This is a genomic window from Cellvibrio sp. QJXJ (assembly GCF_024452345.1).
GTDB lineage: Bacteria > Pseudomonadota > Gammaproteobacteria > Pseudomonadales > Cellvibrionaceae > Cellvibrio.
This window is the reverse complement of record NZ_CP101663.1, coordinates 100,620-126,925: the sequence shown is the minus strand read 5'-3', so window position 1 is coordinate 126,925 and position 26,306 is coordinate 100,620. Positions and strand designations below refer to the sequence as shown.

Below are 26,306 nucleotides of genomic sequence, written 5' to 3'. Positions count from 1 at the left end.
GCGAAAATAGTTAAACTAGATTATTTAACTGCAACACTTTGTAAATTTTTTTGGCACTGCGCGCCAGTTTATTAATGTCACCCAGGCTGGGTGTTTCGCCGCGCGCAAGGCTGGATTCCCAATAAATAATTTCCTGCTCTAAATATTCCAGCAAATTTTTTGCACAGCCAATACAGGCACCGGAGCAGACACGTGCATCATCCAGTTCATCAAAGGGGATATGTGCACGTATCTGCTGCACCAAGTCGAGCATTGCGCTGGTGGTGTCCGGTTTTTTCATATCAACTACAGCTGCCGCAGCAAGTTGAATTGTGCTGCGACTTACTAAATTGCTTCTCCTGTTTAACAAACAGCAAATTGTTTTCCAAATGGATGTGTTCCATTAAATCATTGTGCAATTTCTGCAAACCTAAATAGAGTGCGCGCCAGGTATTGCAGGCCCCTATGGGGGGGTGCATATTATTGGTGAGCCGCTCCAATTCGCGCAGCGCCGCGCCGTGGTCGTCGTGTTCGTGGCGCATCACACTAATAGGGCCAAGCACCATTGAGCCGGTGCCGCGTTTGATCATGGGAAAAAGAATATTTTCTTCCTTTTGCATGTGCTGCTCTAATTCTTGTGCCATCAGTAGCAAATGCTCACTCAAGCCATGGGGGCAGTCGGGTTTGTCCGCATGTACACGTTCCACTTTATTGGCCAAGCGCAACAGTTCAGGCAATTCAGTGCGGTGTACTTGATGAAAATTTTCCAGAATGTAATCAATTAACTCGGCCAAGGGCATTGTTTCTGTTGCAGGTGTTTCGCCTTTATTGGCAATTGCTAATAGCGCATTTGCAATAGTTTCACTGTCCAGATTTTTCTCTTCCGCTGCACGAAGCAGGCTTTTATTGCCACCACAGCAAAAATCTAATCCATGGTGATGAAAAATAGCGGTAGCGCCGGGAATTTTTCGTGCTAGTTGCCCCAGACTTCTGTTGAGCAAGTCGTGTGCTGTTTCTAAACTCATGGTGTAACCCTCGCAAGCTAAAACGGTTTATTGCATTAGCGTTGATGTTGGTACCGAAAAATCATAACCCTCTATTTTTGCATCGTTAATCAATTGCTGAATGTATTGTGCTATGGCTTTGTGGCGAACTCGCTCCTGTAAAAACTGTGCGATCTTGGTTTTTACATCATCAAATTGCAGTGCTTGGCCTGGGGTGATGCGATTGACTTTAACAATATGAAAGCCGTAGCGACTTTCAAGTGGTTGATGATGTAAACCGACTGGCAAGAGCAATAATTGCCGTTCAAATTCAGGCACGGTTTGGCCGCGGCTGATAACACCCAGGTCTCCGCCTTCTTGTTTAGAGGGGCAGGCGGAATGTTCTTGTGCAAGCTGGGAAAAATCCTGTCCCAATTGCAATTTTATCAACAAGGCTTCAGCATCTTGTTTTGCGGTAATACGCGCGGGTTCATCGTCTGGTGCTGCAGCAATTAAAATATGTTGCAATTCGAGTAGTGGTGAACTCATAAAACGCTGGGCATTGGCGCGGAAGTATTGTTGGCACGCCTGCTCGTCGGCAGTCGGTAATTGCACTTCTTGAGCAAGTAAGGCCTCTATAAAATCTTCATCTGAGGCTTCTGCGTTGTTGTCTCCTACTTGCAACTCCAGTTGTTCCGCGCGTTGGCGTAACAGCTCGCTAATAATTAACGCTTCGGCGGCTTTAATCATCGCTTCACGCTGTGAATCTGCCGGGTGGTATTGCATTTCGGCCAGTACAGCCTGTTCATTAATTGTAGTGTGATTAACCTGAATCATAATTTTCTCCAACACCGGTAAAAAACGCTGTGCATTAACGCCATGCTTTCTTGCGCACTACTTGATAATTCCGGCCGATATATTTAACCGGTACGCTTGCTACATGAACCAGACGGCTGAAGGGAAATACCACAAATAAGCTCATGCCCAAAAATATGTGAAGTTTGAAAATCCAGTGTACGGATAAAATTGCACTTGCCGCTTGCGCTGGATCAAAAGTGGCAATGTTTTGTGCCCAGCTCATTAACAACAACATCTCTTCGCCATCGGTATGCTGCGCAGAAATAAAAATTGATCCTAGGCCTAATATTAGCTGCGCATAGAGTAGTAGCAGTACCGCAATATCCATGTTACTGCTGGTGGCTCGAATACGAGTATTAAATAAACGGCGACGCAATAAAATTGTTAATCCAATGAAACAAATAACACCAAAAATTCCACCCAGCGTCATTGCAATAATTTGTTTGTGATGAGCGTGAATGCCGACTAGATGCCAGAGTTCAACGGGGGTTAATAGGCCGACAAAATGACCCAATAAAACGACTATGATGCCCACATGAAATAAACGGCTACCGGTTTTTAATTGCTTAGTTTCTAGTAGCTGGCTGGAGCTGGCCTTCCAGGTGTACTGCTCCCGATCGTAGCGAATCCAACTCGCGATAAAACAAATAAAAAGTGCAATATAGGGGTAGAGGCCAAATAAAAAAGTATTCAAGTAATTCATAACTGCTCCTATTACCGCGCACTGGCTTGTAGATTAACTAGTTCATCGACATTGAGAAATTCAACATGATCACGGCTTTGTTGTGGTGTCGGGCGCATGGTTGAACTGCTGCAGCTTTCGGAATTTTTTTCTGCACCGAAATTCACCACTTCTTCTTCCCAAACTTTATCCAAAGCTTCGGGAGTGTCATCGCGTTTTTCTTGCTCTAATTGCGCATGTAATTCGTCGAGATTCACCTCCGCACCCGAGAGCAAAAGCAAACAGTGAAATAATCCGGCATAGGGGTTATTGCGTTTTTCCAAGCGACATGCCAGTACTGCCAAAATTGGGGCAACTTCCTCAAGCCCGATACGTGCATTTTCTTCACCCTGGGTCGATAAAAACTCCAGGTACAGCGGTAAATAGTCGGGTAATTCTTTTACTCCTATATCCAAACCGGCATCCCGGTATTGCTGTTGCAGATTCACCATGGCCTGACCTCTATCGCGTGATTCGCCATGGATATGTTCAAACAAATGCAGTGAAAGTGCGCGTCCTCGCTCGAACAAACTGTCATAAGTCGATTGCAAATCCAGAAGCGACGTGTGTGCGTAGTATTTTAAAAATTCATCTAAAAATGTGTTTATTTGTTGTTTGTGTTGCGAAGGTGTTTCTATTAACTGCATACCTATACGCAATACTGCTATCAGCTCGTCGGAGTTGTCTTCCGGGTAATCCATCAGGAGTGATAAAACGGTTAATAATTTCATGGGCCTTACTCCTGAATCGAAACGGGAATGACTTGGCGAACCCCTTTGGCTTTAGTGCCGAATAGGCTCACATCATTGTTGCCATCGCCACAGCCATTACCAAAACTAAAACCGCAACTGTTTTTCAAATCGTAGGCATTTTCGGCATAGGCGCGGTGACTGGTGGGTACTACAAAACGGTCTTCGTAATTGGCGATCGCCATATAGCGATACATTTCCTCTACCGTTACTACATCCAGTCCAACCTGTTTAAGCACCTCCAAATCCTGCACACCGTCCACATGTTTGCTGCGCATATAAGCGCGCATGGCAATCATCCGTTCCAGGGCATGTTCAACTGGTTTTTCATCGCCCGCTGTTAATAAGTTAGCGAGATAGCGCAGGGGAATACGCAAGGATTTCAAATCGGGGATTTCGCCGTTCATGCCCACATGCCCGGCTTGCGCGGCGTTTTGAATGGGTGATAGTGGCGGGATATACCAAACCATTGGCAAAGTGCGATATTCAGGATGCAAAGGCAGTGCGACTTGCCAATCCACCGCCATTTTATAGACCGGTGAACGCTGCGCAGCATCGATCCAGGCTTGTGGAATCCCTTCGGCTTGCGCCGCCGCAATAACGCCAGGGTCATTGGGGTCCAGGAAAATATCCAGCTGTGCCTGATATAAATCTTTTTCGCTCGCGACGCTGGCGGCCTCTGCTATACGATCAGCGTCATACAGTAGTACACCTAAATAGCGAATACGGCCCACACAGGTTTCCGAGCAAACGGTGGGTTGACCCGCTTCAATGCGCGGATAACAAAACGTACATTTTTCTGACTTTCCACTTTTCCAGTTGTAGTAGATTTTTTTGTAGGGGCAACCCGATACACACATGCGCCAGCCGCGACATTTATCCTGGTCGATTAATACAATGCCGTCTTCTTCGCGTTTATAAATCGCACCGGAAGGACAAGAGGCAACACAAGCCGGGTTTAAACAGTGTTCGCACAACCGTGGCAAATACATCAAAAACGTTTTTTCGAATTGACCGTAAATTTCAGTTTGTACTACGTCATCAAAATTTTTGTCTTTTTTGCGTTTGGCAAATTCGGTGCCGAGTATCTCTTCCCAATTTGGCCCCCAATTAATTTTCTCCATGCGCTGGCCGGTAATTAATGACCGAGGGCGCGCAGTAGGTTGGTGCTCGCTTTTTCCGGCGGTGTGTAAGTGTTGGTAATCAAAGTCAAAGGGTTCGTAATAATCATCAATTTCCGGCAGGTCCGGGTTGGCGAAAATATTGGCAAGTACCCGTAATTTGCCACCGATGCGCGGCGTTAATTTTCCATCCGCACTACGCTGCCAGCCGCCTTTCCATTTATCCTGATTTTCCCACTCTTTGGGGAAGCCGATACCGGGTTTGGTTTCTACATTGTTAAACCAGGCGTATTCAACACCTTCGCGTGATGTCCAAACATTTTTGCAAGTAATAGAACAGGTGTGGCAACCGATACATTTATCCAGGTTCAACACCATGCCGATCTGGGCACGAACTTTCATTTTTTTTGCCTCTGTAAATTCGAGAAATTTTTTGTGGAAGAATCCCCCCAGGGCCTACCCCTTTTGTAGGAGGGGAGGGTTAGGGTGGGGTTAAGGTGTATCTAACCAATCCACTTCTTTCATTTTTCTCACCACTACAAACTCATCGCGGTTGCAGCCGACGGTACCGTAATAATTAAAGCCGTAAGCCTGTTGCGCGTAACCACCAATCATGTGTGTAGGTTTCATAATCGCGCGTGTTACTGAGTTGTGCATGCCACCGCGGGTTTTTGTGAGCGACGATCCAGGCATATTAATAATGCGTTCCTGAGCGTGGTACATCATACCCATGCCTTGCGGCACACGTTGCGACACTACGGCGCGCGCAGAAATTGCGCCATTCACGTTAAAAATATCGATCCAATCGTTGTCCTCAATGCCTGCCGCTTTTGCATCGATTTCGCTCATCCACACAATCGGGCCGCCGCGCGATAGCGTCAGCATTAACAAATTGTCGCTATAGGTACTGTGAATGCCCCATTTTTGATGCGGAGTAATCCAGTTCAAAATAATTTCTTTGTTGCCGTTTGGTGTACGGTTCATCACTGGGTCAATCGTTTTTAAATTGACCGGCGGTTTGTAACAGCACAACTGCTCGCCAAAATCGCGCATCCATTCATGGTCCTGATAAAACTGCTGGCGGCCAGTGATGGTGCGCCATGGAATTAACTCGTGAACATTGGTGTAGCCCGCGTTGTAAGAGACGTGTTCATCTTCCAGGCCTGACCAGGTAGGCGCTGAAATAATTTTGCGCGGCTGGGCAACAATATCGTGAAAGCGAATTTTTTCATCTTCTTTTGGTTTGGCTAAATGGGTATGGTCGCGACCAGTAATTTTTGACAGGGCATCCCAAGCCTTCACCGCTACGTGGCCGTTTGTTTCCGGTGCGAGTGATAAAATAACTTCGCAGGCATCAATCGCCGTTTCAATTTTGGGTCTGCCTTGGTGTGCACCTGCTTCGGTGTGGGTGCGATTTAATTTACCGAGAAATTCCACTTCCTCTTTGGTGTCCCATTTAATGCCTTTGCCGCCGTTGCCGAGTGACTCCAGCAGTGGTCCGAGTGAGGTGAAACGTTTATAGGTGTTGGGGTAATCACGCTCCACCACCACCATATTGGGCATGGTCAGGCCAGGAATGGCTTCGCATTCACCTTTCCACCAAGCTTTAACGCCGTAAGGTTGTGCGAGTTCATCGGGTGAGTCGTGCATCATCGGTTGAGTAACAAAATCTTGTTCTACGCCTAAGTGTCCATTGCATAATTCTGAGAACTTTTTGGCGATCCCTTTAAAAATATCCCAGTCACTGCGCGACTCCCATACCGGATCAATGGCTTTGGTGAGCGGATGGATAAACGGGTGCATATCCGAGGTGTTCATGTCGTCTTTTTCATACCAGGTGGCGGTAGGCAAAACTATGTCGGAATACAAGCAGGTAGTGGACATTCTGAAATCGAGCGTTACTAACAAATCCACTTTGCCGACTGCGCCCTCTTGATGCCATTTCACATCTTCCGGTTTTTTTCCGTCAGCACCCAAATCTTTACCGAGCAAACCGTGTTTGGTGCCCAGTAAATGGTGCAGCATATATTCGTGTCCTTTGCCACTGGAGCCCAATAAATTCGAGCGCCAGATAAATAAGTTGCGCGGAAAATTTTGCGGTGCATCCGGGTCTTGGCAAGCGAATTCAATTGCGCCCGTTTTTAATTGTTCGACAACATATTCTTTGGGTGCTTTACCGGCCGCTTTTGCAGCGGCAACAATGTGTAAGGGATTGGTGCCGAGCTGTGGCGCAGAGGGCAGCCAACCCATACGCTCAGCGCGGGCATTAAAATCAATTATGCTACCGCTCCATTTTTCTTTATTGGCGAGTGGTGAAACTACTTCACTCATGTCGAGTTTTTCGTAGCGCCATTGACTGGCATGGTTATAGAAAAATGAAGTGCCATTCATTTGACGGGCAGGGCGCTGCCAATCCAATCCGAAGGCAAGGGGCAGCCAACCATTTTGCGGGCGCAATTTTTCTTGCCCGACATAGTGAGCCCAACCGCCGCCACTTTGACCTACACAGCCGCACATCATCAGCATGTTAATCAGGCTGCGGTAATTCATATCCATGTTGTACCAGTGATTGAGTGCTGCACCAACAATCACCATTGAACGACCGTGGGTTTTGTCAGCGGTGCGCGCAAACTCGCGTGCAACACGAATGACATCGGCGCGCGGCACACCGGTAATTTTTTCTTGCCATGCAGGAGTGTAGGGCGCGTCATCATCAAATGATTTAGCGACATTTACATCGTCCAGACCGTTATCGACGCCGTAGTGGGCCACCATTAAATCGAATACGCTGCTCACCCAAGCGGTTTCCCCGTTGGCCAGTACGACTTTGCGTGCAGGTACTTTATGCAGTTGAATATCACTGTGGTCCGTGTGATGGAAATAATTGTATTCGTGTTCGTTGCCCCCAAAATAGGGAAAAGCAACATCCAAAACTTCATCGCAATCATTTTTTAGCGATAAGAGTACATCTGCATCGGTCCCGGTTTTTCCGTCGCGCTGTTCAAGGTTCCATTTGCCACTTTGGCCCCAGCGATAACCAATAGAACCATTGGGACTGATTAATTCCTGGGTTTGTGAATTGATCGCGATAGTTTTCCAATCTGGATTATTTTCCTGGCCAAGATTGTCAATTAAATCGGCAGCGCGCAAAAACCGCCCCTGTGTTAAATGCTCACCCTGCCGTTCCAACAACACCAGCATGGGCATATCGGTATATTGTTTTACGTAGTTAGTAAAATAAGTACTTGGGTTGTCGATGTGAAATTCTTTTAAAATAACATGGCCAAAAGCCATACCTAGTGCAGCATCTGTCCCTTGTTTCGGCGATAACCAGGTATCACCAAATTTAGACGCTTCGGAGTAATCGGAAGTAATGACACAGGTTTTGGTGCCCTTGTAGCGAACTTCTGATAAGAAGTGAGCATCTGGCGTGCGCGTTTGGGGAACATTAGAACCCCACACAATAATGTAATTGGAGTTATACCAATCGGCGGATTCGGGTACGTCTGTTTGCTCGCCCCAGACTTGAGGTGATGACGGAGGTAAATCGCAATACCAATCGTAAAAACTTAAACAGTTACCACCAATCAACGATAGATAACGTGAACCGGCAGCGTAGGACACCATCGACATGGCGGGAATAGGGGAGAAACCGTTGATGCGGTCGGGGCCATAAGTTTTGGCTGTGTAGATGTTGGAGGCGGCAATAATTTCATTAACCTCGCCCCAGTGCGCGCGTACAAATCCACCCAAGCCGCGTCGAGATTTATATTTTTTTGCACGCGTTTCATCTTCAACAATGGAAGCCCAAGCTTGTACAGGGTCGCAATATTCTTGCCGAGCTTCGCGCCACAACTCAATTAATGCCTGACGTACTTTGGGATATTTCAAACGGTTCGCGCTGTAAATATACCAGGAGTAACTTGCGCCCCGTGGGCAGCCGCGCGGTTCATGATTAGGTAAATCGGGGCGAGTGCGCGGGTAATCTGTCTGCTGGGTTTCCCAGGTGATTAAGCTGTCTTTCACGTAAATTTTCCAACTGCAAGAGCCGGTGCAATTTACGCCGTGAGTTGAGCGCACAATTTTATCGTGCTGCCAGCGTTGGCGATAACCCTGCTCCCAGGAGCGATCCTCATCGGTGGTAACGCCATGCCCATCAGCGAAGGGTTCTTGACGTTTTTTAAAAAAACGTAATTTGTCGAGTAGATGACTCATTCTATGGCAGCTCCTAAAAGTGTGCGCGTTACTCCATTACCTATACAACGACGTTATGCTAATGGCGCGCGCTCGGTTCACGGTTGATGTTGGAATACTGCGCCATTCAACCGCCACCTGCCAGTCGGGGAAAATTGCTTGAACGTGGTCGATCTACCTCTAAATGAGTATTTGATTTTGTTTGCTAAGTTGCTGAATTTATTGGTTTTATTGTTTTTATTGGCTGGTCATCTGCGGTGAGAAAATCAACCTTAGTACAGAATAGGTACTCCAAGAAAAAGGCCGCTCCCGAGTGCGGGTGGCGGCCTCGAAAAACTGTTGCAAAAAAAGAAAAAATTAGTCTTGATTTAGCACGGCAAGCACGTCCATAGCCGTAATTACCCCGACTACTTTATTGTTATCGGTAACAAAGACGCGGTGAATATGTTGTTCAAGAAGAATCTTTGTTACGGATTTTATTGATTCGCCTTGGTCAATCGCAATGACTTCATGATTCATAATTTGATGAACGGTACAATTTTTATCAGCATCTTTTACCCATGAGCGTAGAACTTCTTCATTGATATCCTGACCACAACTATCCCGGTAGTGATTGCGCAACGCAGTACTCTTATCCCCTTCGTTGAGATTGTTGAATTTGAATACATCGCTTACGCTGACCACGCCCACTAATTCGTGGTCTGACGCTATAACCGGGGCGGCTGAAATTTTTCGATTAATAAAAAAGTCTGCCAAACGGCTGATTGTCCAGCCCTCATAAGCGGTTAATAATGTGTCGCTCATAATATCTTTGGCGTAATAGCCGCTAGTGTTGGTAGTATTCATAATTAAGCCTCTTGTTGTTTAATTGGCACTAGGTAATAAAGCTTATCGGCTAAAAAAACCTTTTTTACAATTCTCCCTAATGGGTTAGTAGGGGGCAAATAAATACTCACAAGTGGGTATATTTTTTTTGAATAAAACTCTCTTATGAAATCACTTACATCTAAATCCTCCATCATTGTTCGTATTAGCGTGGCACTTGCCGGAATTGTTGTATTAGGCATGAGCACGATGTTGATTTCCTATTGGTTGTCCGAGCGTGCTGAAAACGATTCTCTGGCTATTAATATCGCCGGCTCCTTGCGTATGCAGAGTTATCGCATGGGCTTGCTGGCAATAGATGAGACTCCTGATGGGGCGCAATGGATCAGTGCACAGCAGAAAATTGATGAAACTTGGAGTAACCCGGTATTTATCCCTTTTTTGCACAAGAAGCCAGAGATCAGTGAGTTATATACCCGCGCGGCCGATAATTGGCGCGACCAATTATTGCCAGCATTTAACATGGTCAAGCAAAATCAAAATGCTTTGACCATTCAAAATTTACACGTTTTGTTGGATGAGCATATCCAATTATTGGATGCGCTGGTACAAACTATTCAGCAGGATGCAGAACAAAAGGTGCGCGGTTTTCGTTTGGTGCAGATAATTGCGCTGTTTGCTACGTTGTTAGTATCGGCGGTGGTAATGTACTCATTGAGAGTCAAAGTAGAGCAGCCGCTCAATCAATTGACCGCCATGGCTAAACGAATTTCCCAAGGCGATTTCAGTCATCAAATACCTATTGTAAGCAATGATGAATTAGGCGTTCTTGCAAGCACGTTTAATCTCATGAGCCGCTCTATCGCTAATAGTTATGATCATCTGGAACAACAAGTAGACGAAAAAACCAAAGCATTGCAGCAGTCTAATAGTGCACTGCAGTTTTTATATGAAACCGCCAAGTTCATTATTGAACACAACCCACAGGGTATTAATTACGATGAAATTATTTCCCGTTTAGGGAAAACCATCGGTGTGTCCAACCTCGAATTATGTTTAATGACCACTGAGGGCAATAGCCCTTATCTGCAAATAAAACCGGCGAGTGAAATTAATGCAGAGCTGTGCAAAAAGCAGAACTGTTCGAAATGCTTATCCAGTCGGGGGGTCGTAGAAAAAACAGATGGAACTGCTATTTATCGTTTTCAATTAACCCGTAATGACCGGCATTATGGGTTGATTGTTTGTCGTGTGGATGAGCAAAAGTTACTCTCGCCTTGGCAGGAACAGCTGATTCAATCAGCGACCGATCAATTAGCGATTGGTATGAGCTTAAAAACCGATGAAGATCAATCGCGTCGTTTGGCGGTTTTACAAGAGCGCAATGCTATTGCGCGCGAATTGCATGATTCCCTTGCGCAAGCGTTATCCTACTTAAAAATCCAGGTAACTCGCCTCAATAAAGCCATTGATCGCGAAGATAAAATCACTATGGAGGATGTAGCAGGTGAGCTGCGCGAAGGGTTAAATAATGCCTATCGTCAATTGCGTGAATTATTAACCACGTTCCGTTTGAAAATTGACGGCAGCGGTTTAAAGGTTGCGCTTGAATCCAGTATAGAACAGTTACGTGCGCAGAATTCGATGAATATTCATCTTGATTTTGCCTTAAATAATATTCCCCTCACGCCCAACGAGGAGATTCATTTGCTGCAAATTATTCGAGAGGCTAGCCAAAATGCGATTAATCACAGTGGAGGAAAAAATTTGGATATCCGCCTTTGGCAAAATGCAGATCAAGCGATCAGTTTAACCATCGCAGATGATGGTAGTGGCCTTCCGGGTTCGCCGGAAAAAATTAATCACTATGGGTTGGCCATCATGAAAGAGCGCGCTAAACATTTGGGAGGCGAGCTGATGCTGTCCAACCAATCCTCTGGTGGTGTTTTGGTGAGCTTTGAATTCATTCCTGATTTTATAAAAATTCGCCAAAAAAGCGGGATCATCACTTCCGATATATTTAACGACTTGGCATAAGCATTAATTAACTGATACCCAATAACTTAATTAATGCAGGTTGTTTCTGTTTTGGTAGTAGATCGGCCAGAGTGTACTGATCGAGCACTGCAAAAAAAGCTTCCAATGCTGCTGCAAATACACTTTTAAGATGGCATGCGGGTGTGATGGTGCAGCCCTGGGCTCCAGTGAAACACTCTACTATTGCTAAATCCTGTTCAGTGTCACGCACCAGGCCACCGATATTAATATCTTCAGCGCGACCATTTAACCGCAGCCCGCCATTCTTCCCCCGCACTGCGATCAAATAACCTTTGGCGTTGAGTTCTTGAACCACTTTCATCAAATGGTTTTTGGAAATGTCGTAGCTCTCTGCAATTTCGCCAATAGTAGAAATTTCTTCACCCTTGAGTGCTACGTACATAAGTACACGCAGTGAATAATCGGTATAACGGGTTATGTGCATAGATTTCTCTTCTTATCCGGGGCGGCCATCTGCGCGTGGGCGGGTGAGTATTGGCCAATAAATCAAGGTAAATGTGGCAAAGGCGAGCGACCAGCCTGTAGCGGCCACTAACAATCCTATGCGGTAATCCAGTAGTTGTAATGCGGCTAATACACGAGCCAATGCCGCTAGTGTAATAGCCACGTAAATCGCTATTGCAAACCGGGGTAGGGTGAGTGTGCGGCCGGTGTGCCCGAGGGCTACACGGGTCATTACTCCCAGAATCAGGGCTCCCATGGCGCCGACTCCCAGTGCATGTTGCCAAGCGGTAGGGGCGGCGAGATTAAAGGCTGCGGCGCTCTTGAGCAAGAGTGCGACAACAATCCAGCCATAGCCGAGGTGGAGAATCCACAACAGCGGTTCCCGCGCAGTGCGCCAGCCTGACCAGCCGATCAAACGCAAGGCATTGAGTGCACCTGCAATTAAGGCCATAACGCCGGTTAACCAGGAAGTGCCGGTGAAAAAGTCGGCGGGAATTAACAACAGTGTAGCGATGAGTGCGGCGCGATCCAGAACAGCGAATGATTTTACGCACTCAATTTGAATGCCTTGATTGCGCAGCCAGTTAATCGTAAAGAGAGGAATAATTCGGCCACCAATCACAATCATCATCAGGGTAATTAAACCCAGTGCCACTAATTCACCACGCCGTAACCATAGTGGGTCACTCGTGATAAATCCGATATGCATCATTACATTAGCGAGGCTCAGCAATAACAAAATTGCCGCAATGGGTAAATTGCGTTTATTTCCATGCCGCAATAATACGCGGGTCATATAGATAGCCATCACGGGCATAAATAATAAATCAACCGCCGCTGCTATACCCACTGGCCACCAGCTTGCTGTCCACATGGCAACGCGGCCTGCGAACCAGATTATTATCAGCGCGAGTAATGCTTTGCCGTGTAACGGCGCTGCACCGGTCCAGTTGCATACTGCCGTCAACAAAAAACCGGCGATAGCCAGTGGAATCAAACCAAATAACATTTCATGGCTGTGCCAGTGTACCGGCGACCATCCCAATGGCAGTGAAAGTCCGCCAAACAAAAAGCTCATCCAGGCAATAACAGTAATAACTCCATAAACACCCGTGAGCAAAAAGAATGGGCGGAAAGGATGTGCAAGAATCGATTGTGATTGAAAAAAATTACTCATGAAAAACCTCTGGATCGGCATAGGCGCGAATATCGCTGTAAACCTTGCATCCTTTGTACATGATAATGTTGTCGGGAGTTATGCAATCTTCATCTTGTGGCGAGGGACGCGTAAAAATAAAAACTCCGATCGCGCAAAATAAACACAGGGTGACACTGATAATCGCCCAGTGAACTCCCCAAAATATTAATAACAGCCAACTGGAAGCAAGCATCAATATTGCCAACCGTTTAGCAGAGGAGGGAATTGCCCGCTCATGTTGCCATGCGCGCAACGGCTTACTTAACCCTGGGTGAGTTGTTAACCATTGGTGTAAGCGCGGTGAGCCCTTTGCAGCAGACCATGCTGACAATAATAGAAACGGAGTAGTTGGCAGTAGTGGAGTCACTATGCCAACCACACCGATCAGCAACAATAAGCATGCAAGCGTGAGGTAACCGGCTTTTACAGGCTGCGACAGTGTGGAGTGGGCAGGCATTCTCAGTTCCTCTTTCATCTATAGCGCGAAGTGGACGGTAATAAAATCTTTACCTTTAAACATGTATTCATTTTACATCTTTATAAGATGCATTTACAATGCATCTTAACGAGGTTATTTGGCAGAGTTGCCGGGTTCCCTTTAATTACCGTCGTTTTATTGCAGCCGGAGAGCGAAATAATGAGTATTCTCGATCAAAGCCTTGGCCAACTTGCCCGGAGTGTTCCGGGAGCTACCGCGATATTTCACAAGCATCAGTTGGATTTTTGTTGTGGTGGAAAGAAAAGCCTGCGCGATGCAGCAAATGACCGCGAGCTGAATTTGGATATGCTTGCCGCTGAGTTACAGGTGCTGCAATCACTGCAACCAGCGGAGCAAGAGTGGGTAAATGTACCGGACATTGAATTGATCGAGCACATACTCACGCGTTATCACGATGTTCATCGCCAACAACTTCCAGAACTGATTCGTCTTGCTCAGCGGGTAGAGCTAGTTCATGGCGGGCATACCGAGTGCCCTGCAGGGTTGGCGCAACTTCTCGAAACCATGCTGCAAGAGCTGGAAAGCCATATGCAGAAAGAGGAGCAAATTCTGTTTCCGATGATTAGCCGTGGCATTACCGGCATGGCTGTCCAACCCATCGCGATGATGCGCCGCGAACACGACGATCATGGTGCCGCACTCGCGGATATTGCTCATATCACACACGGTATTGTTATACCCAAGGGGGCATGTAATACCTGGCGCGCACTCTACCTGGGGTTAGAAACTTTAAAGGCGGATCTGATGGATCATATTCATCTTGAAAATAATATTTTATTTGATCGTATTGATGGTGCCTTGGAGGTGAATCATGGGTGAGTATCGCAAACTGTGGTTTATCTTAATTGGTGTGCTCGCCATTACCTTTTCACTGCTCGGATATTTTGGTACCGAGGTCTATCGCAACGCACCACCGATCCCAGCACAGGTTGTTAGTGAAGGTGGTGAGGTATTGATGACTCACGATTCCATTCTGGATGGGCAAACCGCGTGGCAATCTGTTGGCGGCATGCAATTGGGTTCGATCTGGGGGCACGGTGCTTATCAGGCACCGGACTGGACGGCTGATTGGTTGCATCGCGAATTACTGAACTGGCTGGAATTAGCTGCACAAGATACTTTTGGTAAAGCCTATGCAGACTTGGATGGCGCGCAACAAAATGCGCTGCAATACGATTTAAAAGTTGCTTATCGCACGAATACCTATAGTGCAGATACAGACAGCGTATTGGTTTCAGCCCGACGCGCACAGGCAATTGCGCTAACCACAGACTATTATCAGCGGTTATTCAGTGCTGCCCCAGAGTTGCAAAAAACGCGTGAAAATTATGCGATGAAAGAAAACACGCTGCCAGATCCGGAGCGACGCGAACGCATGGCAGAGTTTTTCTTTTGGACCGCATGGGCAGCATCTACCGAGCGCACGTCTGGCGAAGCCACTTATACCAATAATTGGCCCCATGAACCGCTGATCGACAACAAACCCACAGCGGAAAATATTGTTTGGTCAATTACCAGCGTGGTGCTGTTAATTTTAGGCGTAGGTGCACTCGTATGGGCGTGGGCTTTTCTGCGCAAAGAAAATGAGGAAGAGACAGTTGCGCCTGACGTTGACCCGATTACAACTTTTGCTGTCACACCATCGCAACGCGCATTGGGAAAATATTTATTTGTAGTAGTCGCACTGTTTACCTTTCAAGTTTTCCTGGGTGGGTTCACCGCGCATTACACCGTGGAAGGTCAAACGTTTTATGGCATTAATGTGTCTGATTGGTTTCCGTATTCGTTGGTACGTACCTGGCACATTCAGTCAGCCATGTTTTGGATTGCCACTGGTTTTCTCGCGGCTGGATTATTCCTTGCGCCAATTATTAACGGCGGCAAAGATCCTAAGTATCAAAAGCTAGGGGTGGATATTCTCTTCTGGGCTTTGATTGCGGTGGTAGTTGGTTCGTTTATCGGTAATTTCCTTGCCATCGCACACATCATACCGACCAATCTAAGTTTCTGGTTTGGTCACCAAGGTTATGAGTACGTTGACTTGGGTAGGGTGTGGCAAATAGGAAAGTTTGTTGGAATTTTACTCTGGTTATTTTTGATGATGCGCGGTATTACATCGGCGTTAAGGCAACCTGGAGATAAAAATTTATTAGCCTTGCTAACCGCTTCTGTTGTCGCCATCGGATTATTTTACGGTGCCGGTTTGTTCTACGGTGAACGCACACATCTCTCTGTAATGGAGTATTGGCGCTGGTGGGTTGTGCATCTTTGGGTTGAAGGTTTTTTTGAAGTTTTTGCAACCGCTGCACTCGCATTTATCTTCTGCAGTATGGGGTTAGTATCGCGGCCCATGGCAACGGCGGCCACACTTGCATCAGCATCCCTCTTCATGCTGGGCGGCGTGCCGGGCACTTTCCATCACCTGTATTTTTCTGGCACCACCACACCGGTGATGGCCGTGGGTGCAACCTTCAGTGCGCTCGAAGTCGTGCCGCTTGTAGTGTTGGGTTACGAAGCGTGGGAAAACTGGCGTTTGAAAAATCGCGCGCTCTGGATGCAACAAATAAAATGGCCATTGACCTTCTTTGTCGCGGTTGCGTTTTGGAACATGCTCGGTGCAGGTGTGCTTGGCTTCATGATTAACCCGCCAATCGCGCTTTACTACGTGCAAGGTTTAAATACTACACCGACACATGCCCATGCGGCGTTGTTCGGCGTGTATGGATTCCTGGCGCTGGGTTTCTCATTATTAATTCTTCGCTATATTCGCCCGCAATTAGTGTTTAGCGATAAATTGATGAAGGTGGCGTTTTGGTGGATGAACATAGGTTTGGCGCTAATGCTGTTCACCAGTTTGTTACCGGTTGGGATTATTCAGTTTGTCGCGAGCGCATCGGAGGGGCTGTGGTACGCACGTAGTGAATCGTTTATGCAATCCGATTTGCTAGTGACCTTGCGCTGGGTTCGCACGTTTGGTGATGTTGTATTTATCGTGGGTGCTTTAGCGGTAACTTGGCAGATTGTGAAGGGCTTGTATGAACGCAATACGCCGACTGGTGTCAATGTAATTAATCCATTAACCGATGCTACCCCTGAAGAAAAGGTTTGTTGTGGCAGTTGTGGGGGCAGTAGTCACCCGTAAAACAAGCTGCGGATGAATTTCGCTCTGGTTAGTCGTAAAAGTGTTTTCGAAACCAACGTAGTAATAAACGTTTTTTGAGAACCCATTAGCAGGGTTCTCAAAGACATTTTTCAATCCATGTGGAAATTTAATTATGAACATAAAATACCTGATACCCGTTATGTTTTCTGCCTTTGCAATGCAAGCGCTGGCAGATGATTGTAATGTTACCGTCGATAGTAACGATGCAATGAAGTTCGACAAAAGTGAAATTGTGATAGATAAATCGTGCAAAGAGTTTACGGTTAACCTTACGCATTCCGGAAAAATTGCCAAAAACGTAATGGGTCATAATATTGTAATCACCACTACTGAGGATGCGCGTGCTGTTGCGAATGATGGAATAGCGGCTGGTTTAAATAATCAATACGTCAAACCTGAAGATGAACGTGTAGTTGCCTTCACCGACATTATTGGCGGCGGGGAAAAAACGTCGGTTACCTTTAAAGTGGATAAATTAAAAACTGACAAAGCTTACACTTTCTTTTGCTCGTTCCCGGGGCATATTGCTCTGATGAAAGGTACCGTCACGTTGAAGTAGCTGTTATGGAAAATATACTGCTCCATTTTTTGTCACTGAAGTAAATATAAACCGGTTTTAAAGAGCAGTTTGACGTTAAACATTATCCGTCGTACATAACCTGGTGGAGTCGTTCATGAAAAAAATAGAGCAAAGTCTGGAAAAAATAATTGATCATGTGGTGAGGCATAATCAAGGAGAGAACGAATTTCATCAGGCAGTAAAGGAGGTTATTGAAACTCTCGGCCCGGTGCTGCGCAAACATCCTGAATATGCTGACCAGAAAATTATCGAACGGATCTGTGAGCCGGAGCGCCAGATAATTTTTAGGGTTCTCTGGATGGATGATCGTGGGGAAGTGCAAATCAATCGCGGATTTCGTGTGGTCAAACGAGGGCGCGCTAGCCCTCATCAAAAGAAATAAAAAATTTTATATTTACGCTGATTAATACATTCAGCGTTTTCTCAACATTTGATAAACCACCGGCAATAAAAATAACGACAATAATGGCGCCGTTATCATGCCGCCCACCATCGGTGCCGCAATACGGCTCATGATTTCCGAGCCGGTACCACTACCTAGAAAAATCGGCATTAGCCCCGCAACAATCACTGTCACCGTCATCATTTTGGGGCGAATGCGCAACACAGCACCTTCCTGAATGGCATCGAGTAAATCCTGTTGGGTTGTCGTGCCTGCTTCAATTCGCCGCTGCCAAGCCTGTTTCAGATAGAGCAGCATAATCACCCCGAACTCAGCGGACACCCCAGCCAAGGCAATAAACCCGACCGCCGCGGCTACCGAAAAAGGGTAGTCCATCAGGTATAACAGCCAGATGCCACCCGTTAGCGCACAGGGCAGGGTGCCCATGATTAGCAAGGCTTCATCCAGGCGGGAAAAAGTGAGGAATAACAACAGCAGCACAATGGCGAGGGTTGCTGGAACTATCCACTGCAGACGGGCATTGGCACGTTCCATAAATTCAAACTGACCCGCGTAGCTGATACTGGTGCCCGGTAACAAGGTTACTTGTTGGTTGATAGTTTGTTGCAGATCTTTCACCGTTGAACCCAAGTCGCGGTCGCGCACATCAATGTAAACCACGCTGGTGGGGCGGGCATTTTCGCTTTTGAGCATGCTGAGACCATCGGTGACCTTGATGGTGGCAATTGTACCCAGTGTGATTTGGCTGCCCAGTGGAGTGATGATGGGCAGGTTTTGCAGCTTGCCAATACTGTCACGCCAATCGCGCGGATAACGCAGGTTGATTGGGAAACGCGCGCGTCCATCAACCACTTCACCAATATTGTCGCCGCCAATCAGGCTACTCACCACTGATTGTGCCTGGATAATGCTCAAACCATAGCGCGCGAGTGCAGCGCGGTCGAACTGGATATCCAGGTAACGCCCGCCACTCACGCGTTCGGCAACTGCCGAGGAGATACCTGGGATGGCTTTGGCAACTTGCGCTACCTGTTGCGCGACCTGGTCAATATCGGCCAGGTTCTGGCCTGCGATCTTGACACCGATGGGGCTTTTGATCCCGGTGGCCAGCATATCAATACGGTTGCGGATGGGCGGAATCCAGATATTGGCGAGCCCGGGTATTTTGACTCTCGTATCCAACTCCGCCATGAGTTTTTCCGGCGTCATTCCCTCCCGCCACTGGTCGCGCGGCTTGAACTGGATAGTGGTTTCAAACATTTCCAGCGGTGCGGGATCGGTGGCGCTATTGCTGCGACCAGCCTTGCCAAATACCCGTTCCACTTCCGGTATGGTTTTAATCAGCCGATCCGTTTGTTGCAGTAAGCGGCTGGCCTGTTGGGCACTTAACCCAGGCAGGGCACTGGGCATGTACAGCAGATCCCCTTCGTCCAGCGGCGGCAGGAATTCACTGCCTAACTGGATCACTGGCCAAGCGGTGCTCAGTAATACCCCCAGCGCAAAACCCAGCGTCGTTTTCGGGTGACGCAAAACTCCGGTCAACAGTGGACGATAGCCCTGGATTAGCCAGCGATTGATGGGATTTTGGTGCTCCTGCGGAATCCGGCCGCGAATCCAGTAACCCATCAGCACCGGAATCAGCGTCACCGACAGACCAGCCGCTGCGGCCATCGCATAGGTTTTGGTAAAGGCCAATGGTCCAAAGAGTCGCCCCTCCTGTGCCTCCAAGGTAAACACTGGAACAAAGGAGAGTGTGACGATGAGTAGCGAGAAAAACAGCGCAGGCCCGACTTCGGCGGCGGCTTTGGTTAATTCTTGCCAGCGTTGTTCCCCAGCAAGTTCTTGCCCGGGATGTTGTTGCTGCCAACGCTCGATATGTTTGTGCGCGTTTTCAATCATAACGATGGCGGCATCCACCATGGCGCCTATGGCAATCACAATACCGCCGAGCGACATGATGTTGGCGTTATGACACTCAAGGTTATTTTTTCTTATTAATCAATAACTTAAATAGTGCCAGACTTTGCTTGCAAAAACAAAGAACACCATGCTCCATCTATGGCTGCGCATAATCATTATTATGTTAAATTGTAAAAATTAGGGGGGGTATGACAACCGCGTGCCCGTTTGTTTAACTAAAATACTCCGCAAACTGCAACTAAATTTGGGAGATTGATAACTAAAAATGTCTAATAAATAGCCGTTAGACATTTTTAATAGTTGGTATATATTGGATCGTTTGGCCGTTAATCGTTCAATACTGGTGGGAGGAAGTCCTGTTAATGATTCAAGTTGCTGGCGGCCTCATCGTTAGTCCAGGATTTCCGCCAAAGAAGCTATTGTGCCGCCTCTGGGTGGTTGATGGCGGACAAGATGCAGGGCGCGGAACCCATATTTTAGTGGCCCTTCGTAATCCGCTAAACGGGTATCTCCGATGAAAAGCGTTTGATCCGCCGGTATGCCGCTCTCACGCACAATCCAATCGTAAATTTCTCGCTCTGGTTTAATCGCTTCTACCTCGTAACTCAGGCACCGTATTAAATCAACATGTTGGGGTAGCAGGAACTTCCCGCCATGGATTACATAAACCTCTTGCAGGCCTTATGCCACAAGGGTTTGAGGCCAAAACCTATTGGTATTTGTAAGGTTAACTTTAAACAAAACCCCGATTTTATCCATAGCGAATGATTCTTGTTACTGGGCGCGAGAATCAACGCAGTCAGCATAGAACGTTTCCCTCAACTCCTGGCACCAGTCCACTTTCGTAAAACTGACCAGGCATGTATGCTCATACAAGCTATTGATCAAACAAGACGTTTAATGTGATCCCAGTTGATTATCTCAAACACATCCCGCCCATCCTCGATTTTGAGGCAAGTATGTTGATTTGCGTTTAAAACTGACCCACCTTTTGCGTTGAATTTTGACCCACCCTTAATGGTTTATTTTACAGGTTTGGGTTGTGGATAAGTTGTCGTCTTTTTCTCCTTTTTCGGTTGTGCTGAACTCTCTTTGAAACGATAGCTATCATTGCCGGTTTCAACAATATGGCAATGATGGGTGACTCGATCCAATAACGCTGTAGTCATCTTTGCATCACCAAATACATTCGACCATTCAGCAAAGCTGAGGTTGGTGGTGATGATCATGCTGGTGCGTTCATACAACTTGCTCATTAAGTGGAACAACAAAGCCCCACCAGTTTGACTGAGGGGTAAATAGCCCATCTCATCCAGAATCACTAAATCGGTATGCATTAAACGTGATGCAATTTGTCCGGCTTTGCCTTGCTGTTTTTCCTTCTCTAATGCATTCACCAATTCAATGGTCGAGAAGAAACGAACGCGGCGATGTAGTTGCTCAATCGCTTGAATGCCGATGGCACTGGCAAGGTGGGTTTTGCCCGTTCCAGGGCCACCGACAAACACGACATTCTGCGCGTTATCCATAAAGTCACCGGCACACAATTGCCGGATCAATGCTTCATTGGCCATGCTGCTCGTAAAATCAAAGCCACTCAGATCCCGGTACGCTGGGAATTTGGCAGTCTTCAGTTGATAAGCCACCGAACGTACTTCGCGCTCGGCCAGTTCTGCTTTGAGTAAATGATCAAGGATGCCGGTGCTCGCCTGGAATGCTGGTGAATCCTGTTCAGCAAGATCGTTCAGTGCATGGGCCATGCCGTAGAGTTTGAGTGACTTCAGTGCGGGGATCATGGGATTAGTGTGCATGGTGTCCTCCTTGAGTACTGATGGTTTGAGCGCGCAGGTTATCGTAGCGAGTGACGTTAGCCAGTGGTTCCACTCTCAGTGCTAATGCAGGCGGTACTTCAATCGGTGGGATGGGTGTTCCCTCTACTAATCGACTCAGGATATTGATCACGATTTGTTTGGAGGGTGAACCGGTTTCCAATGCAAGTTCTACAGCGGTGAGAACATCTTGCTCATCGTGCAGCAGCACGAGTGCAAGAATATCCACCATCTCGCGGTCACCACCGACACGCTTTAACAAAATGGTTTGCAGTGATTGAAAGGCTTTGGGCAATTCTGCGAAGGGAGCACCGTTGCGAATGGCTCCGGGTTTGCGCTGCAACACCGAGAGGTAATGTCGCCAGTCATACACTGTCGTTACCTGCTCATGCCTGCGGTTAAACACGCGGGTATGCACCGCGATGATATTGCCTTCCGCAATCACCTCCAGGTGATCATGATAGGTATGCAAACTCACCGGTCGATTAGCGAAGGAAGACGGTACGCTGTAACGCGTGCGTTCGAAGGTGATTAAACAGGTGGGCGATACGCGCTTGGGCTGCTCGACAAAACCATCGAACGGTTGCCCCACCGGCATCAGGAAAGATCGCTCATGATCCAATGCCGCTTGAATGGTTAATGCTTCAGTGGGATGGGTGGATTCACTCCAGAGTTGAACGCAGCGCTCGTGTAACCAGTCATTCAAAGCAATCAATGAAGGTTGGGCGGGCACCTGTTGCCAAAGCCTTCTTCGCGCATCCTGCACGTTCTTCTCGACCTGACCCTTCTCCCAACCCGCAGCAGGATTGCAGAACTCTGCATCAAATAAGTAGTGACTCACCATCGCTGCAAAGCGCGCATTCACATCACGCTGCTTGCCACGTTTTACCTTATCGACAGCCGTCTTCATGTTGTCGTAAATCCCGCGTTGCGGAATGCCACCCCAAGCCATAAAGGCATGATGGTGCGCATCGAACAACATCTCGTGGGTTTGCAGCAAATAAGCGCGGACAAAGAAAGCTCGGCTGTAACTCAATTTGAAGTGAGCGACTTGCAGCTTTACCCGTTCGCCCGCAATTACCGCCCAGTCTTCACTCCAATCAAACTGGAATGCTTCACCGGGTTTGAATTGCAATGGGATATAGGTGTGCTTGCTCGCACCTTTACTCGATTCCAACTGCTGGCGGCGCCAATCGCGGGCAAAGACAGCAACGCGATCATAGGAGCCTTCAAACCCCAACGCACGTAAATCAGCGTGCATCTGTTTGAGTGAACGACGCTGCTTGCGGGAGGTGCGTGCAGCATCGACCAACCACTGCCGCAACTTATCGGCAAAGGCATCAAGCTTACTGGGTGTTTGTCGCTTGGGATAAACCGGTTCGCTGATCTCATTGCGCAGGTAGCGGCGAACGGTGTTGCGGGAAAATCCGGTACGTCGTGCAATCTCCCGTAACGAGAGTTTGTCACGGAAATACCAACGTCTGATCTTGCTCAAAATGGCCACGTTAATCACTCCTATCTCCCGCTCAAAAAACAAGCAGGATAGTCGGTTACGTGGGTCAATTTTCGACGCAAATATGCGGGTTTAGTGGGTCAGTTTTAAACGCAAATCAACACGCTGTTGTTACGCAGTTCGACACCACCATCAATGCCATCAGGCAATGTGTCTGGAATGCGGTTATCGAGCACATTCACCACGCCGCCTATCGCGCCACTACCATAGCGCAACGCGGCGGGGCCGCGCAGCACTTCTATTTTGGTCGCCAGTAAAGGTTCAAGGGTAACAGCATGGTCAGGGCTAGCGGCTGACGCGTCCATAGAGCCAATACTGTCGCGCATAACTTTTACCCGGTTGTCGCTTTGGCCTCGAATGATAGGCAAGCCAACACCTGGGCCAAAGCTGGCAGAGCTCACCCCAAGTTGACCACTCAACGTTTCTCCCAATGTCGCTGAGGCGGCGGCGTGCAACTGATCACCACTTAACACATTGACAGGACGGCTTACCGTTTCCGCATTCTTGGCGAGTGGTGAGGCAGTCACTACAACTTCTTCAATATTTTCAGCAAAAACAGGATGGCACACCGCTGCAATCGCGACCGCCAGGGAGCGATATTTCAAAAAGGTTTTCATAAAAACTCCACAGATCACTATGTGGCAGCAATGAGGCTACCAACAGAAAATTTCTAATTCATCAACGAAATTAATGGTGCGGAAGAGTTATGGGTGGAGCACGAATGGCGGTTGAACGGAGGACGGTACTTGAATGGAACTGAACAATGAAGATTGAAACGAGTACTGTTATTAACAGGGGAATCAAGAAACTGCTGGCAGCAAAAAGGGTTTTATCCAGCGCTACTGAATGTTGGCAAAGTGTGCAGTGACTGTCATGGTCATCGAAGGTGCCGTGAATGTGGTTGGCATTGATAATTGACGTAAACAACAAAACCGTTGCGGCGGCAAGTAACCACAGTTTTAGTTGTCGGGACTGTTTTTTGGCAAAGGTATGCATAGAGACCAAATTGATGAAGTTGCGGCATGCACGGGTGTTATACCATAACGCTTTATTATGACGTTATTCTACCCGTAAGGTTGCAGTTTTATCCTGTGTTCAAGACGCTTGAATAAAAGACATAGGCCTAGTCTCCTATCCCTTTCCGGCAGGGCAGAAAGAGCGTGAAAGTGGTGGTGCGCTGATCAGAACGCGCCTCGACACTACCGCCATGGGCTTCAACAATGGAACGGACAATAGCTAATCCAAGCCCAGCACCCTCACTCTGCCGTACTCTGGAAGGGTCGGCACGGTAAAAACGATCGAATACGTTTGGCAAGTGCTCTGGCGGGATCTCAGGACCTGGGTTGATCACACTTATCGATGCGATGTCGCTCCTAGGTGTACTTAGTCGAATCCGTATTCGTTCACCTCCTGGCGTGTAACGAATGGCATTAGACAGCAGGTTTGAAATGGCACGGCGTACCATGGCGCGATCACCACTGATAGTGGGGGTAGTGCCCTCCAGAGACAAGATAATGTCTTTTTCTTCCGCCAATGCCTCGAAGAAGTCGCACAAGTCCTTGGCTTCACTGGCCAGATCCAGCGGTGCTTGCACCAGTTTAAGCAAGCCGTGGTCACTCTTAGCCAGCCATAGCATATCGTTAACCATTTTGGCTAATCGCTCCTGCTCCTCCAGATTCGAGTACAGGAGCTCACGATATTCGTCCAGTGTTCTCGCCTTCCCCAATGTAACCTGGGTTTGGGTAATGAGATTGGTGAGCGGGGTTCGCAGTTCGTGGGCAATGTCAGCGGAGAAATGTGATAGCCGTGTGAAACTATCTTCCAGTCGGCCAATCATCTGGTTAAAAGCGGTAGCCAGGTCCTGTAGCTCAAGAGGCAACGTGAGAAGATCAAGCCGCACATCCAATCGGTCGGCCTGAATATTGCCCACCTTTTCCGACAGGCCGCGCAAAGGCGCGTGCCCCTGATACACACCGAGCCACGCTGCCAGCATAGTCACGCCGCCAGCGAACATCATAATAAGCCACAGGCTATGGCGGAACTCTTCCAAAAAATGTAGATGAAATCCCATATCTATAGCGGTGATAATACGATATTCACTGCTATCAACAAACCTTGTGACGACTCCTCGGTAGGTATTTTCGCCGCTATGCCAGATGCTCAAGGTCTCGGCGTTAATCTGTTCAACAGCGGTTACCACCTCTATTGCCTGCGCGAAGTTTGCACCTGACGTACCAAACACTAATTGGTTACGGCTATCCCATACCTGAAAATAAACACCATGGTGTCCCGACACCGCGCGCGACAGGGAATCCGAGAGCAAAAGCGAGTTATCGGTATTCTTCAACGCCTTCATGACTGCCTGGTTGATCACTGTCAACTCGCCAGCGTCCTGCTCGGCGAAATGCCGTTGCACAGTACCCAATACCAGGTTGCCGATCAATATCAGGCTGATACCGATGGCCAGTGCGACAAAGACCATGACCCTGGCAGTCAGTGATAATGGACGCCGCTTAGTTGTCATTGTCATCATCAGCTTCCGTATCGAGCTTGTAACCCATGCCGCGCACTGTGTGAATTAGCTTGGGTTCGAAATCATCGTCGAGCTTGGCGCGCAAGCGACGAATGGCTACGTCGATCACGTTGGTGTAAGAATCAAAATTCATATCCCATACCTGCGAGGCAATGAGCGAGCGTGGTAACACCTCACCCTGGCGTCTCGCAAGCAGTTCCAGTAGGCAAAATTCTTTGTGGCTGAGGTTGATTTTTCGGCCGGCACGGGTAACCCGGTGCCTGGGCAGATCCAGAATCAGGTCGGCTACTTTGAGCTGATCCGACAGGGGTGGTGCCGAACCTCTGCGCAAAAGCGTGCGCACTCGTGCCAATAACTCAGTAAAAGCGAAAGGCTTTACCAGGTAGTCATCGGCGCCCAATTCCAGCCCCTTGACACGATCATCCACGCTGTCGCGCGCAGTAAGAAACAGCACAGATGTCTGGCGACCCGCCTCACGCAGGGACTGTACAATGCGCCAGCCATCTACATCGGGAAGCATGACATCCAGAACAATCAGGTCAAAGGACTCGGTCATAGCCAGATGGTGGCCATCCAACCCATTGCGAACCAAAGTGACTATAAATCCTGCTTCAGATAGCCCTTGCCGCAAATAGTCCCCCGTTTTGATTTCATCTTCGACCAGCAGCAATCGCATAATCAACCTCGCAACTTCGTTTATTGATGTAGTTTACAGCGAGAGTACCGACGATAAGAT

General features: G+C 47.7%; 21 protein-coding genes and 2 pseudogenes. 5 read left to right on the top strand and 18 right to left on the bottom strand.

The genetic code is table 11. From position 1 onward, the window contains the following. Positions 1 to 10: 10 nt before the first annotated feature. The 8 genes from NNX04_RS21465 to NNX04_RS21430 form a co-directional block, all read right to left on the bottom strand. Entirely contained in the window at positions 11 to 280 is a 270-nt protein-coding gene (locus NNX04_RS21465) for a hypothetical protein (RefSeq protein WP_007645537.1), read from the bottom strand. Position 281: 1 nt separating this feature from the next. After that, entirely contained in the window at positions 282 to 1,004 is a 723-nt protein-coding gene (gene ytfE, locus NNX04_RS21460) for an iron-sulfur cluster repair protein YtfE (RefSeq protein ID WP_261948492.1), read from the bottom strand. 27 nt (positions 1,005 to 1,031) lie between these two features. Continuing rightward, the gene (locus tag NNX04_RS21455; protein ID WP_261948491.1) at positions 1,032 to 1,799 is read right to left on the bottom strand and encodes a peptidylprolyl isomerase; all 768 of its coding nucleotides are present in this window, start codon (positions 1,797 to 1,799) and stop codon (positions 1,032 to 1,034) included. A gap of 34 nt (positions 1,800 to 1,833) precedes the next feature. Next, positions 1,834 to 2,523: a respiratory nitrate reductase subunit gamma gene (narI, locus tag NNX04_RS21450; protein ID WP_261948490.1), complete on the bottom strand. Its 690-nt coding sequence runs from the start codon at positions 2,521 to 2,523 to the stop codon at positions 1,834 to 1,836. Between the two features lie 11 nt (positions 2,524 to 2,534). Beyond that, positions 2,535 to 3,272, bottom strand: coding sequence for a nitrate reductase molybdenum cofactor assembly chaperone (gene narJ / locus NNX04_RS21445; RefSeq protein ID WP_007645528.1), 738 nt, complete (start codon positions 3,270 to 3,272; stop codon positions 2,535 to 2,537). 5 nt (positions 3,273 to 3,277) lie between these two features. Then, entirely contained in the window at positions 3,278 to 4,813 is a 1,536-nt protein-coding gene (gene narH / locus NNX04_RS21440; RefSeq protein WP_007645526.1) for a nitrate reductase subunit beta, read from the bottom strand. A gap of 90 nt (positions 4,814 to 4,903) precedes the next feature. Then, positions 4,904 to 8,626 (bottom strand): nitrate reductase subunit alpha, encoded by a 3,723-nt coding sequence (locus tag NNX04_RS21435; protein WP_261948489.1) that lies wholly within the window; start codon positions 8,624 to 8,626, stop codon positions 4,904 to 4,906. 336 nt (positions 8,627 to 8,962) lie between these two features. Then, positions 8,963 to 9,451: a CBS domain-containing protein gene (locus tag NNX04_RS21430; protein ID WP_007645524.1), complete on the bottom strand. Its 489-nt coding sequence runs from the start codon at positions 9,449 to 9,451 to the stop codon at positions 8,963 to 8,965. Between the two features lie 144 nt (positions 9,452 to 9,595). On the opposite strand from NNX04_RS21430, the gene NNX04_RS21425 reads away from it, so the two are divergent. Next, positions 9,596 to 11,467 (top strand): histidine kinase, encoded by a 1,872-nt coding sequence (locus tag NNX04_RS21425; protein WP_261948488.1) that lies wholly within the window; start codon positions 9,596 to 9,598, stop codon positions 11,465 to 11,467. A 7-nt stretch (positions 11,468 to 11,474) separates the two neighbouring features. On the opposite strand, the gene NNX04_RS21420 is transcribed toward NNX04_RS21425, so the two are convergent. Genes NNX04_RS21420 through NNX04_RS21410 form a run of 3 tightly spaced genes read right to left on the bottom strand, consistent with a single transcriptional unit; the run spans position 11,475 to position 13,587 of the window. Further along, positions 11,475 to 11,912 carry an Rrf2 family transcriptional regulator gene (locus NNX04_RS21420; protein ID WP_261948487.1) on the bottom strand — a complete coding sequence of 146 codons (438 nt, stop codon included), beginning with the start codon at positions 11,910 to 11,912 and terminating at the stop codon, positions 11,475 to 11,477. A gap of 12 nt (positions 11,913 to 11,924) precedes the next feature. After that, complete coding sequence (locus NNX04_RS21415) at positions 11,925 to 13,109, bottom strand: NnrS family protein (RefSeq protein ID WP_261948486.1); 1,185 nt, start codon at positions 13,107 to 13,109, stop codon at positions 11,925 to 11,927. Continuing rightward, positions 13,102 to 13,587, bottom strand: coding sequence for a YbaN family protein (locus tag NNX04_RS21410; protein WP_261948485.1), 486 nt, complete (start codon positions 13,585 to 13,587; stop codon positions 13,102 to 13,104). The genes NNX04_RS21415 and NNX04_RS21410 overlap by 8 nt, the downstream gene beginning before the upstream one ends. A 180-nt stretch (positions 13,588 to 13,767) precedes the next feature. Between NNX04_RS21410 and ytfE (NNX04_RS21405) the strand changes: the two genes are divergently transcribed. From ytfE (NNX04_RS21405) to NNX04_RS21390, 4 genes and pseudogenes are all read left to right on the top strand, one after another. Further along, positions 13,768 to 14,448, top strand: coding sequence for an iron-sulfur cluster repair protein YtfE (gene ytfE / locus NNX04_RS21405; RefSeq protein ID WP_261948484.1), 681 nt, complete (start codon positions 13,768 to 13,770; stop codon positions 14,446 to 14,448). After that, a complete protein-coding gene (locus NNX04_RS21400; protein ID WP_261948483.1) occupies positions 14,441 to 16,771 on the top strand; it encodes a nitric-oxide reductase large subunit in 2,331 nt (776 codons plus the stop codon). The genes ytfE (NNX04_RS21405) and NNX04_RS21400 overlap by 8 nt, the downstream gene beginning before the upstream one ends. A gap of 133 nt (positions 16,772 to 16,904) precedes the next feature. Continuing rightward, entirely contained in the window at positions 16,905 to 17,351 is a 447-nt protein-coding gene (gene azu / locus NNX04_RS21395; protein ID WP_261948482.1) for an azurin, read from the top strand. A gap of 115 nt (positions 17,352 to 17,466) precedes the next feature. Next, a pseudogene (locus NNX04_RS21390) lies at positions 17,467 to 17,745 on the top strand (NADP-specific glutamate dehydrogenase); the annotation flags it as partial. 39 nt (positions 17,746 to 17,784) lie between these two features. Here NNX04_RS21390 and NNX04_RS21385 read toward each other — a convergent pair. From NNX04_RS21385 to NNX04_RS21355, 7 genes and pseudogenes are all read right to left on the bottom strand, one after another. Continuing rightward, positions 17,785 to 19,743 (bottom strand): annotated as a pseudogene (locus tag NNX04_RS21385) (efflux RND transporter permease subunit); the annotation flags it as partial. A gap of 342 nt (positions 19,744 to 20,085) precedes the next feature. Then, the gene (locus NNX04_RS21380; RefSeq protein WP_261948554.1) at positions 20,086 to 20,283 is read right to left on the bottom strand and encodes an HAD family hydrolase; all 198 of its coding nucleotides are present in this window, start codon (positions 20,281 to 20,283) and stop codon (positions 20,086 to 20,088) included. 434 nt (positions 20,284 to 20,717) lie between these two features. After that, a complete protein-coding gene (gene istB, locus NNX04_RS21375; RefSeq protein ID WP_261946238.1) occupies positions 20,718 to 21,506 on the bottom strand; it encodes an IS21-like element helper ATPase IstB in 789 nt (262 codons plus the stop codon). Next, positions 21,496 to 23,037 (bottom strand): IS21 family transposase, encoded by a 1,542-nt coding sequence (gene istA / locus NNX04_RS21370; RefSeq protein WP_261946239.1) that lies wholly within the window; start codon positions 23,035 to 23,037, stop codon positions 21,496 to 21,498. Before istA ends, istB begins: the two co-directional genes overlap by 11 nt. Positions 23,038 to 23,123: 86 nt before the next feature. After that, positions 23,124 to 23,654 carry a TonB-dependent receptor plug domain-containing protein gene (locus tag NNX04_RS21365; protein WP_315973098.1) on the bottom strand — a complete coding sequence of 177 codons (531 nt, stop codon included), beginning with the start codon at positions 23,652 to 23,654 and terminating at the stop codon, positions 23,124 to 23,126. Between the two features lie 506 nt (positions 23,655 to 24,160). Continuing rightward, the gene (locus NNX04_RS21360) at positions 24,161 to 25,570 is read right to left on the bottom strand and encodes a heavy metal sensor histidine kinase (protein ID WP_261948481.1); all 1,410 of its coding nucleotides are present in this window, start codon (positions 25,568 to 25,570) and stop codon (positions 24,161 to 24,163) included. Continuing rightward, on the bottom strand, positions 25,551 to 26,246 hold the full coding sequence (locus NNX04_RS21355; protein WP_261948480.1) for a heavy metal response regulator transcription factor: 696 nt from the start codon (positions 26,244 to 26,246) through the stop codon (positions 25,551 to 25,553). Before NNX04_RS21355 ends, NNX04_RS21360 begins: the two co-directional genes overlap by 20 nt. Positions 26,247 to 26,306 lie beyond the last annotated feature (60 nt).

Excerpts from the sequence above, each read along its gene's own strand:
- narI (WP_261948490.1), bottom strand. The coding sequence starts at position 2,523 with ATGAATTACTTGAATACTTTTTTATTTGGCCTCTACCCCTATATTGCA.
- ytfE (WP_261948484.1), top strand. The coding sequence starts at position 13,768 with ATGAGTATTCTCGATCAAAGCCTTGGCCAACTTGCCCGGAGTGTTCCG.
- NNX04_RS21425 (WP_261948488.1), top strand. The coding sequence starts at position 9,596 with ATGAAATCACTTACATCTAAATCCTCCATCATTGTTCGTATTAGCGTG.
- NNX04_RS21435 (WP_261948489.1), bottom strand. The coding sequence starts at position 8,626 with ATGAGTCATCTACTCGACAAATTACGTTTTTTTAAAAAACGTCAAGAA.
- NNX04_RS21465 (WP_007645537.1), bottom strand. The coding sequence starts at position 280 with ATGAAAAAACCGGACACCACCAGCGCAATGCTCGACTTGGTGCAGCAG.
- narH (WP_007645526.1), bottom strand. The coding sequence starts at position 4,813 with ATGAAAGTTCGTGCCCAGATCGGCATGGTGTTGAACCTGGATAAATGT.
- NNX04_RS21355 (WP_261948480.1), bottom strand. The coding sequence starts at position 26,246 with ATGCGATTGCTGCTGGTCGAAGATGAAATCAAAACGGGGGACTATTTG.
- NNX04_RS21415 (WP_261948486.1), bottom strand. The coding sequence starts at position 13,109 with ATGAGTAATTTTTTTCAATCACAATCGATTCTTGCACATCCTTTCCGC.
- NNX04_RS21420 (WP_261948487.1), bottom strand. The coding sequence starts at position 11,912 with ATGCACATAACCCGTTATACCGATTATTCACTGCGTGTACTTATGTAC.
- ytfE (WP_261948492.1), bottom strand. The coding sequence starts at position 1,004 with ATGAGTTTAGAAACAGCACACGACTTGCTCAACAGAAGTCTGGGGCAA.
- NNX04_RS21360 (WP_261948481.1), bottom strand. The coding sequence starts at position 25,570 with ATGATGACAATGACAACTAAGCGGCGTCCATTATCACTGACTGCCAGG.
- istB (WP_261946238.1), bottom strand. The coding sequence starts at position 21,506 with ATGCACACTAATCCCATGATCCCCGCACTGAAGTCACTCAAACTCTAC.
- NNX04_RS21400 (WP_261948483.1), top strand. The coding sequence starts at position 14,441 with ATGGGTGAGTATCGCAAACTGTGGTTTATCTTAATTGGTGTGCTCGCC.
- NNX04_RS21455 (WP_261948491.1), bottom strand. The coding sequence starts at position 1,799 with ATGATTCAGGTTAATCACACTACAATTAATGAACAGGCTGTACTGGCC.
- NNX04_RS21410 (WP_261948485.1), bottom strand. The coding sequence starts at position 13,587 with ATGCCTGCCCACTCCACACTGTCGCAGCCTGTAAAAGCCGGTTACCTC.
- NNX04_RS21365 (WP_315973098.1), bottom strand. The coding sequence starts at position 23,654 with ATGAAAACCTTTTTGAAATATCGCTCCCTGGCGGTCGCGATTGCAGCG.
- narJ (WP_007645528.1), bottom strand. The coding sequence starts at position 3,272 with ATGAAATTATTAACCGTTTTATCACTCCTGATGGATTACCCGGAAGAC.
- azu (WP_261948482.1), top strand. The coding sequence starts at position 16,905 with ATGAACATAAAATACCTGATACCCGTTATGTTTTCTGCCTTTGCAATG.
- NNX04_RS21430 (WP_007645524.1), bottom strand. The coding sequence starts at position 9,451 with ATGAATACTACCAACACTAGCGGCTATTACGCCAAAGATATTATGAGC.